This is a genomic window from Terriglobales bacterium (assembly GCA_035624455.1).
Taxonomy (GTDB): Bacteria; Acidobacteriota; Terriglobia; order Terriglobales; family Acidobacteriaceae; genus DASPRM01.
In genome coordinates this window covers 1-8,428 of sequence record DASPRM010000067.1, presented here as the reverse complement: position 1 = coordinate 8,428, position 8,428 = coordinate 1, and the positions used below count along the sequence as shown (strand labels likewise).

At 57.4% G+C, this 8,428-nt stretch carries 6 protein-coding genes; 4 read left to right on the top strand and 2 right to left on the bottom strand.

Features of this window, described 5'->3' with window-relative positions:
- Positions 1 to 2,210 (top strand): pyruvate, phosphate dikinase (gene ppdK / locus VEG30_07115; GenBank protein ID HXZ79682.1); only part of this gene is annotated, 2,210 nt, incomplete at its 5' end.
- A 57-nt stretch (positions 2,211 to 2,267) separates the two neighbouring features.
- Here the strand turns inward: ppdK and VEG30_07110 are convergent.
- On the bottom strand, positions 2,268 to 2,861 hold the full coding sequence (locus VEG30_07110) for a hypothetical protein (protein HXZ79681.1): 594 nt from the start codon (positions 2,859 to 2,861) through the stop codon (positions 2,268 to 2,270).
- A 493-nt stretch (positions 2,862 to 3,354) separates the two neighbouring features.
- On the opposite strand from VEG30_07110, the gene VEG30_07105 reads away from it, so the two are divergent.
- Positions 3,355 to 3,951 carry a hypothetical protein gene (locus VEG30_07105; protein HXZ79680.1) on the top strand — a complete coding sequence of 199 codons (597 nt, stop codon included), beginning with the start codon at positions 3,355 to 3,357 and terminating at the stop codon, positions 3,949 to 3,951.
- Between the two features lie 154 nt (positions 3,952 to 4,105).
- On the opposite strand, the gene VEG30_07100 is transcribed toward VEG30_07105, so the two are convergent.
- Positions 4,106 to 5,701 carry a DHA2 family efflux MFS transporter permease subunit gene (locus tag VEG30_07100; GenBank protein HXZ79679.1) on the bottom strand — a complete coding sequence of 532 codons (1,596 nt, stop codon included), beginning with the start codon at positions 5,699 to 5,701 and terminating at the stop codon, positions 4,106 to 4,108.
- Positions 5,702 to 5,966: 265 nt separating this feature from the next.
- Here VEG30_07100 and VEG30_07095 point away from each other — a divergent pair, with 265 nt between their 5' ends.
- Both VEG30_07095 and VEG30_07090 read left to right on the top strand, forming a co-directional pair.
- Entirely contained in the window at positions 5,967 to 7,439 is a 1,473-nt protein-coding gene (locus VEG30_07095) for a CoA-acylating methylmalonate-semialdehyde dehydrogenase (protein ID HXZ79678.1), read from the top strand.
- A 30-nt stretch (positions 7,440 to 7,469) separates the two neighbouring features.
- Positions 7,470 to 8,363: a nitrilase-related carbon-nitrogen hydrolase gene (locus VEG30_07090; GenBank protein ID HXZ79677.1), complete on the top strand. Its 894-nt coding sequence runs from the start codon at positions 7,470 to 7,472 to the stop codon at positions 8,361 to 8,363.
- Positions 8,364 to 8,428: the final 65 nt, after the last annotated feature.

Sequence of the window (8,428 nt, the reverse complement as noted above, 5' to 3'; positions counted from 1 at the left end):
AGGCCAAGAAAAAGCAGAAGAAGGCGAAGCTGGATACCGATCTCGACGCCAAAGCGCTGAAGGAAGTGGTAGAGGAGTACAAGAAGGTAGTCAAGAAGCACGCCAAGCGCGACTTCCCGCAGGATCCGCACGAGCAGCTATCCATGGCGCGCGATGCCGTGTTCCGGTCATGGAACAACGATCGCGCCAAGCACTACCGCCGCATCAACAACATCTCCGATGACCTGGGCACGGCAGTCAATGTGCAGGCGATGGTGTTCGGCAACCTGGGCGAGAGCAGCGGCACGGGTGTTGGCTTTACCCGCAATCCTGCTACTGGAGCAAAGGAGTTTTACGGCGAGTTCCTGATGAACGCACAGGGAGAAGACGTCGTGGCCGGTGTGCGCACGCCGGTGCATATCTCGGAACTGCAAAAGATCATGCCAGAGGTTTACAACCAGCTGCGCGACATTACCTCGCGGCTGGAAAAGCACTATCGTGATGTGCAGGACTTCGAGTTCACCATCCAGGACGGACGCTTGTATATGCTGCAGACGCGCAATGGGAAGCGCACCGGTCTGGCCGCGGTTCGGGTTGCGCTCGACATGGTGAGCGAAGGCCTGATCACGAAAGACGAGGCCTTTATGCGCGTAGAACCCAACCAGCTCTACGACTTTCTGGTCCCGCGGCTGGACGAAAAGAGCACAAAAGTGGAAGTGTTGACGACCGGACTGCCGGCCTCGCCGGGCGCAGCGGTGGGGCAGATTGTCTTCACCGCAGATGATGCGGTGGCCTTCGCGGGTCATGGAAAGAAGGTACCGGTCATCCTGGTGCGCGCGGAGACGACTCCCGAGGACATCCATGGGATGGAAGTTGCGGTGGGGATTCTCACGTCTCGTGGTGGGATGACCTCACACGCCGCCGTGGTCACGCGAGGCATGGGCAAATGCTGCGTCGCGGGTGCGGGTGAGATCGAAGTCCACGAAAAGCTGAAGGAAATGCGGGTCAAGGGCCAGGTCTTCAAGGAAGGAGACTGGATTTCGCTCGACGGCACGACGGGACGGGTGATCAAAGGCAAGCTCAACACGCTGCCGGCGTCTCCTGACGATCCGCAATTGCAACTGCTGATGAGCTGGGCCGAGCCGCACCGCAAAATGGGAGTGCGCGCCAATGCCGATATTCCTCGTGACGCGATCCAGGCGCGCGCTTTTGGAGCGGAAGGCATCGGGCTGTGCCGCACCGAGCACATGTTCTTCGCGGAAGACCGCATTGCACATATGCGAGCCATGATCCTGGCCACCAATGAAAAGGATCGCCGGCAGGCACTGCGCAAGCTGCTGCCGATGCAGCGCTCGGATTTTGTCGGCGTCTTCCGTGCGATGGACGGGTATCCGGTCACCATCCGCACTCTGGATCCGCCGCTGCATGAATTCCTGCCCAGCCGTGAGGAGCTGATGGTGCAAATCGGCGTGTTGGAGGCCACCAAGCCAAAGTCACCCAAGCTAAAAGAGCTGAAGAACCTGTTGCGCCGGGTCAACGAACTGCATGAGATCAATCCCATGCTGGGACATCGCGGCTGCAGGCTGGGGATTACCTATCCGGAAATCACGGAAATGCAAGCCCGCGCCATCTTTGAGGCGGCCGTGCAGGTAGCCAAGGAAGGGGTCAAGGTCATTCCCGAGATCATGATCCCGCTCACTGCTACGCTGAAGGAGACGGCCAACCAGACAGCGATTGTGCGAAGGGTGGCGGAGGAGGTGTTTGCCGAAAAGGAGCGCCGCGTAGACTATCTCGTGGGCACCATGATCGAGTTGCCGCGCGCTGCTCTGGTGGCTGATGAGATCGCCAAGGAGGCGGAATTCTTTTCCTTCGGAACCAACGATCTCACCCAGACCACCTTTGGCTTCTCCCGCGACGACATCAACAAATTCCTGCCCATTTATCTGGCTGAAGGGATTCTGAAGCAGGATCCCTTCGCGGTAATTGACCGCGAGGGCGTTGGACAGCTGGTCCGCATGGGCACTGAACGCGGTCGGAAGACTCGCCCCAAACTGAAAGTAGGTATCTGCGGCGAGCATGGCGGTGAACCTTCTTCAGTAGAGTTCTGCTACCAGGTGGGCATGAATTATGTTTCGTGTTCACCTTACAGGGTGCTGACGGCGCGTCTAGCGGCGGCGCAGGCAGCTTATGCGCAGGAACACTCCGGAGCCGAAGCGGGACGAACCAAGTAATTTGCAAGTGCCAGGCCCGGGTCGGAATGCCCGGGCCTTTATTTTTTGCGGTTCTTTTTACTGGACCTTCTGCAGGCGGGCGATCAGCTTCTGCGCCAGGTTCTCTTCCGACTCCGACCACAGGACCCGGCCGCTGATACCACAATTCTTCTCGACCGATTGCGTGAACTGCACCAGTTTCTGGACATTCGAGCGCACCCGGGCCTCGTCCACTTCGCTCAAGTCGAGGTCTTCATAGAGGAAGGGCGTGTCGAGCCCAAAGTCCACCTGGATGTGACCATTCTGCTGGAAGCTTCCGTCGTCGAAACGCTTGCCGTTAGCAATGAACTTTGCTAGTCGAGGTTCGAGCGTCCATTGATCCGATTCCTCGCTAGGTCCCCACAAATCCCAATTTGCCTCGAAAACATATGCGTAGTCATCGTGAAGCAGGTCGCCGGCCATGGCTACCGCCTGCTCGAGGTCCAGTCCGGGACGAAAGCGTCGTTCCAGGATGGTGGGTTCGCTCCAGGAAACGGGCTGAACATAGACGTAGGTGATCCCCGGCCGCTCAGCGGAGAAAGGGAACTCGCGCATCACGGAAACCATGCGTCGCATCATGTCGGCTTCCTCGAACTTGGGAAACCAGACGCTCAAATAAAGGGGATCGGCCATGCTTATGTTATGGACGCCACTTCCAGGACAAGCGCTTTCCACAAAAAGGCTTATGCGACCAAGAAAACGGCAGAGGCATTGTAAGGGCATTAGCGGTTGATTGCCACCACTGTTGTCCGGCCCTCGGTTTGCAACGGAATCGAGGCAACTGCGCTCGCAGACGCTCAGTGTCGCGCTGCGGGAGGTGCAGGTAGCGCGGCGCGATGAATGAAGTAGTTTTCGATGTGGAGCAACAGTGGAGGCGCAGTTGGCGCAAAGAGTCAACCCAAATTAGTGCCGACATCAGGGAAAGCATCTTTCCCTGCCATTTAGTCCGTCGGTGTAGTCCCCAGATTTAGTCAGCATGGGTAATTGCGGAAGTACATGGTTACTTGCGATCTTGTATGCGGTTTCACCTCTCTCTGCTTACTGGGTTGTGAGGTTTTTCAACCTGGCATTGGTCACCCAAGCTGTCCAACTCCGGCCCCCAAGAAAACTAAGGAGGAACCATAGCGTGAGAAAGGCTATTGCAGCCACAAGTCTGTTGCTCGTCGTGCTTGGTCTTGTGTCGTTCGCATCGGCACAGTCGACCGACACTTATTGGGTTAACTACTACTCCAATCGGGCTCCCTCCCGCACCGCCTATGATCAGACCGTCCGGATCATCAACCCTGGGGAGCAAGGCACTCCGCTGAGTGCCCACCATGGCACGGTTTGTGCGGACATATATGTGTTCGATGCCAACCAGGAAATGACCGAGTGTTGCACCTGCCCGATCACGGCCAACGGGTTGCTGATTCTTTCCGTTAATAACGATTTGACCTGGAACCCCCTCCAGGGGTGGCCACCGGCGCCGGATGGCGTGATCAAGATCGTTTCCGACAACCAGGCGAATTGCGACCCCACCAGTCCGGTTCCCACACCGGATCTGCGGGCCTGGGCGACCCATCTGCAAAATCCGGGTGACCAGAAACTGGTAACCACCGAGGATGAGTTCCTGGGAGCGACCCTGCAAGCGGATGAACTCTCATTCCTGGGCCAGGCATGCTCGTTCGTATTGTTCCTGGGAAGCGGAAAGGGTTCCTGCAGCTGCGGAAATAACGCGACATAAGAATACTTGTTAGGTCACAGGACCATTCATCAAACGATGAATGGTCCTTTCTTTTGCTCTTGTGTTTCTATTCTTCGCGTTTCGAGCTTAGTCTTCCGAAATCAAGACGTCCAAGAACGTGCCTCCCATGCGTACGATTTCGCCCGCAGAAACACTAGTGAGCTGCCGCGGGACCGCGGCCGGGCTTGTTCTTCCGCATAATGAATACAAGCGGAACCAGGCATAGGCAGATCACTGCCAGGAGCTTGATGGTGTCGATGTAGGCGAGTACGGAGGCTTGACGTCCCAGCGTCGCATAAATGCGGCCGTAGGCTTGTTGGGTCGCCTCGGAGGGAATCACGCCACGTGTGGTCAGTTGCTGGGTGAGCCCATCTACCATATTTCGGAATGAAGGATTCGAAGTATACGTATTGCTTACAAGGTTGTTTTGGTGAAGTTGAGCGCGGCGCGCCAGTAACGTCGTCACCAGCGAGATTCCCACGCTTCCCCCGAGATTACGAGACAGATTCATCAGCCCGGATACCTGATTGTTCTGGTCGGGCGGCACGCCAACGTAGGAGATAGTGTTTATGGGCACAAAGAGGAAGGCCAGACCCGCAGCCTGATAGACGCGAAACATCACGGCGGTTCGAAAATCGATACCGAGGTAGAGATTGGTCATGTGCAAGAGAGCCAGCGAGGTAGTCAGGAACCCTAACGCGATGAGATAACGCGCGTCCACTTTGGCAACCAGCCAGCCAACGAGCGGCATAAGAAAAATGATGACCACTGCCCCGGGCGAAAGCACCTCTCCTGCCTTCTGCGCGGTGTAACCCATCAGGCTCTGCAGATAGAGCGGGATGAGCACCGTGGTACCAAAAAGCACGATGCCCAGCAGGAACATGAGTACGTTTGCCACGGCGAAGGTGCGGATCCGAAATAAGCGCAGATTGACGATCGGGTAGCGCTGTCGCGACTCCCAGATAATGAAGGCGATCAGCGAGACCGCACAGGTGATGGTGAAAGCAGTGATGAAGTGGGATCCGAACCAGTCATCTTCCTGACCTTTGTCGAGTACAACCTGCAGGCAGCCCAAGCCCACCGCGACCAGACCCAAGCCTATGTAATCTACTGGAATGAACCGCGATTTCCTGCGCACTTCGGCCATCGGCGGCGGATCCTCAACCATGATGTTGGTGAGCATCAGAGAGAGAATTCCCACGGGGACATTGATGTAGAAAATCCAGCGCCAGCTGTAGTTGTCGGTGATGAAGCCACCCAGAGTAGGGCCAATGGCAGGAGCGAGCACCACCGCCATGCCGTACACGGCAAAGGCCATGCCGCGCTTCTTGGGAGGGAAGGTGTCCGCCAGGATCGCCTGTTCGCTGGGGGCAAGCCCTCCGCCACCAGCGCCCTGAAGTATGCGGAAAAAGATGAGCATCGGGAGCGTGGGCGCAAAGCCGCAGAGAAAAGAACTCACTGTAAACAGGAAAACACAGCTCATGTAGAAGCGCTTGCGCCCTATGCGGTCCGAGATCCAGCCGGAAACCGGAAGAACGACAGCATTGGAGACCAGATAACTGGTGAGAACCCAGGTTGCTTCATCCTGGCTGGCCGAGAGTCCGCCGGCAATGTGTGGCAGAGATACGTTTGCAATGGAGGTGTCCAGGACTTCCATGAAGGTGGCCAGGGTGACGGTAAGCGCAATCGCCCACGGATTGTGCGTGGGTCGCGAATACGTCATCGGCACTGCGCGCGTCGCGGTAGCCAAGGCTATTTTCCCTGGTTCATGGCTGGATAGTGGAAGTCAACTGACAACTCCGAAGATGAGTTCGGTCGTAGAGCCTCCTCCTGATCACCGCACTAGCTACTTGGAGGGAAGATCGCGAGAGCGTGATGCAAAAAATGTCTCCTGTTCGAAGGGTTACCACCCAGCATGCGCTGGAGAGCAAAAGCGAAGCCATTTGTCTTCCAGCGGGCCGGGGCGAAGCTGCGAGGTGGTGTAGAATCAGCGTCATTGCAGCGGGGAGGATGTCATGGCGGTCTCTGCGGTGTCAGTTGATGTGAAGCCCTGTCCGATTCTGATCGATGGCAAGCAGCAAATATCGCGCGGGCGGACCGAGGTTCAGATGAATCCGGCAACCGGCCAGCCTACGGCTCTGGTGCCCTACTGTACGCTGGAGGAGATCTCCGCTGCGGTTGCCGCGGCGCATCGTGCTTTCCCCGCCTGGAGCTCTACTCCGGTGCTGCAAAGGGCGAGGATCCTCTTTCACTATCACCAGCTTTTGGAGACTCACGCCGATGAATTGATTGCACTGGTAACGGAAGAGAACGGCAAGACCCGCGAGGAAGCGAAAGGATCCTTCCAACGCGGACTGGAATGCGTCGAGTTTGCTTCCGGAATTCCCAGCCTGATGATGGGTGAGACCCTGGCCCGGGTTGCAGCCGATGTGGATACGGCATCGATCCGGGAACCGATCGGAGTGTGTGTGGGAATCACGCCATTCAATTTTCCCCTGATGGTGCCGCTGTGGATGTTTCCCATCGCCATCGCCTGTGGAAACACGTTTGTGCTCAAGCCTTCGGACCGGGTGCCGCGATCGGCGGTGCGTGCTGCCGAACTGTTGTATCAGGCCGGGCTTCCCGCGGGTGTGATGAACGTCGTGCATGGGGCAAAGGAGGCAGTGGATGCGCTGCTTGCGGATCCGCGAGTGAAGGCGGTGTCGTTTGTGGGTTCGAGTCCCGTGGCAAAGTACATCTACACGACTGCAGCAGCTAACGGGAAGCGTGTGCAGGCACTGGGCGGGGCGAAAAATCATTCGGTAGTGATGCCGGACTGCAACTTGAAAGCTGCGGTCGAGTCGGTTATGTCGTCGTCCTTCGGTTGTGCGGGAGAGCGTTGCGTAGCAACCAGCGTGGTTGTTGCCGTGGGTGAGATTGGCGACAAACTGGTTACGGAATTGAAGAAGGCGGCAGATGGAATGCGCATACGCCCCGGCTGGGAGCCCGACGCGAACATGGGGCCCGTCATCAATCCCGATGCTCGGGAGCGAATCCTCAAGTACATCGACATTGGCGAGAAGGAAGGCGCGAAGCTCGTGCGCGATGGCCGTAAGGACGCTGTGACTCGTGACGACGGATATTTTCTGGGTGCGAGCATTTTTGATGCTGTTAAGCCAGACATGCGAATTGCACGCGAGGAAATCTTCGGACCTGTTTTGTCCGTGATACGGGCCCGCGATCTGAACGAGGCGTTGGACGTGGTAAACCGTTCGGAGCACGGAAATGCCGCGTCCATCTACACGCGCTCGGGCGAAGCGGCGCGCCGCTTTGCGGCGGGCGTGCAGACCGGCATGGTGGGCGTAAACCTGGGCGTGCCTGCACCAGTAGCCTTTTTCCCGTTCTCCGGCTGGAAGAATTCCTTCTTCGGGGATGCGCATGCACTGGGCAAGGATGCGGTCCGCTTTTATACGGAAAGCAAGGTGGTTACTTCCCGCTGGCCGGAATAGAAGCTTCCGCGAGAGATTCCTGGAGGTCCGATGGCACGAATGGTCCGTTGCGGCCTGATACAGGCCAAGAACGCGCTTGCTACCAATCGCTCATTGCCGGAAATCAAGAAGGCGATGATCGACAAGCACGTGAAGATGATCGAGCAGGCCGCGAAGAAGAAGGTCCAGATTCTTTGTCTGCAGGAACTTTTTTACGGACCGTATTTCTGTGCCGAGCAGGACTCCCGCTGGTATGCGCTAACGGAGCGGGTGCCGGAAGGGCCGACTACCAAACAATTTCAGAAAATCGCCGCAAAGCATCGCATGGTGATAGTCCTGCCAGTTTACGAAGAAGAGATGACCGGGCTTTATTACAACACGGCGGCGGTGATCGATGCCGATGGATCGTACCTGGGTAAGTACCGCAAAAATCATATTCCGCACTGCCACCCTGGTTTTTGGGAGAAGTTTTACTTCACGCCGGGTGATCTCGGCTATCCAGTGTTTGAAACCCGCTTCGCCAAAGTCGGGGTGTACATCTGCTATGACCGCCACTTTCCCGAGGGAGCGCGAATTCTCGGCCTGAACGGAGCGGAGATTGTTTTCAATCCCTCGGCCACGGTCGCAGGCTTGTCCGAATACTTGTGGGAACTGGAGCAACCGGCGCACGCGGTTGCCAACGGATACTTCGTCGGCGCGATCAATCGCGTGGGGGAAGAGAAGCCGTGGAGCATCGGCGAATTCTATGGCAAGAGCTACTTCTGCAATCCGCGCGGCAAAATCATTGCTCAAGCCAGCCGCGAAGGGGATGAAGTGCTGGTGGCCGATCTCGATTTGGACATGATCGAAGAAGTACGCCGCGTGTGGCAGTTTTTCCGCGATCGCCGGCCGGAGACTTACGCGCCTTTAACGGCACAGACCGGGCGGGCTGCGGCCGCGGACTGAAACTGTTTCTGTGCCCTCCGTGGTTTCTTTTCACCACAGGGCGCACCGGGGAGCACAGGGATTCA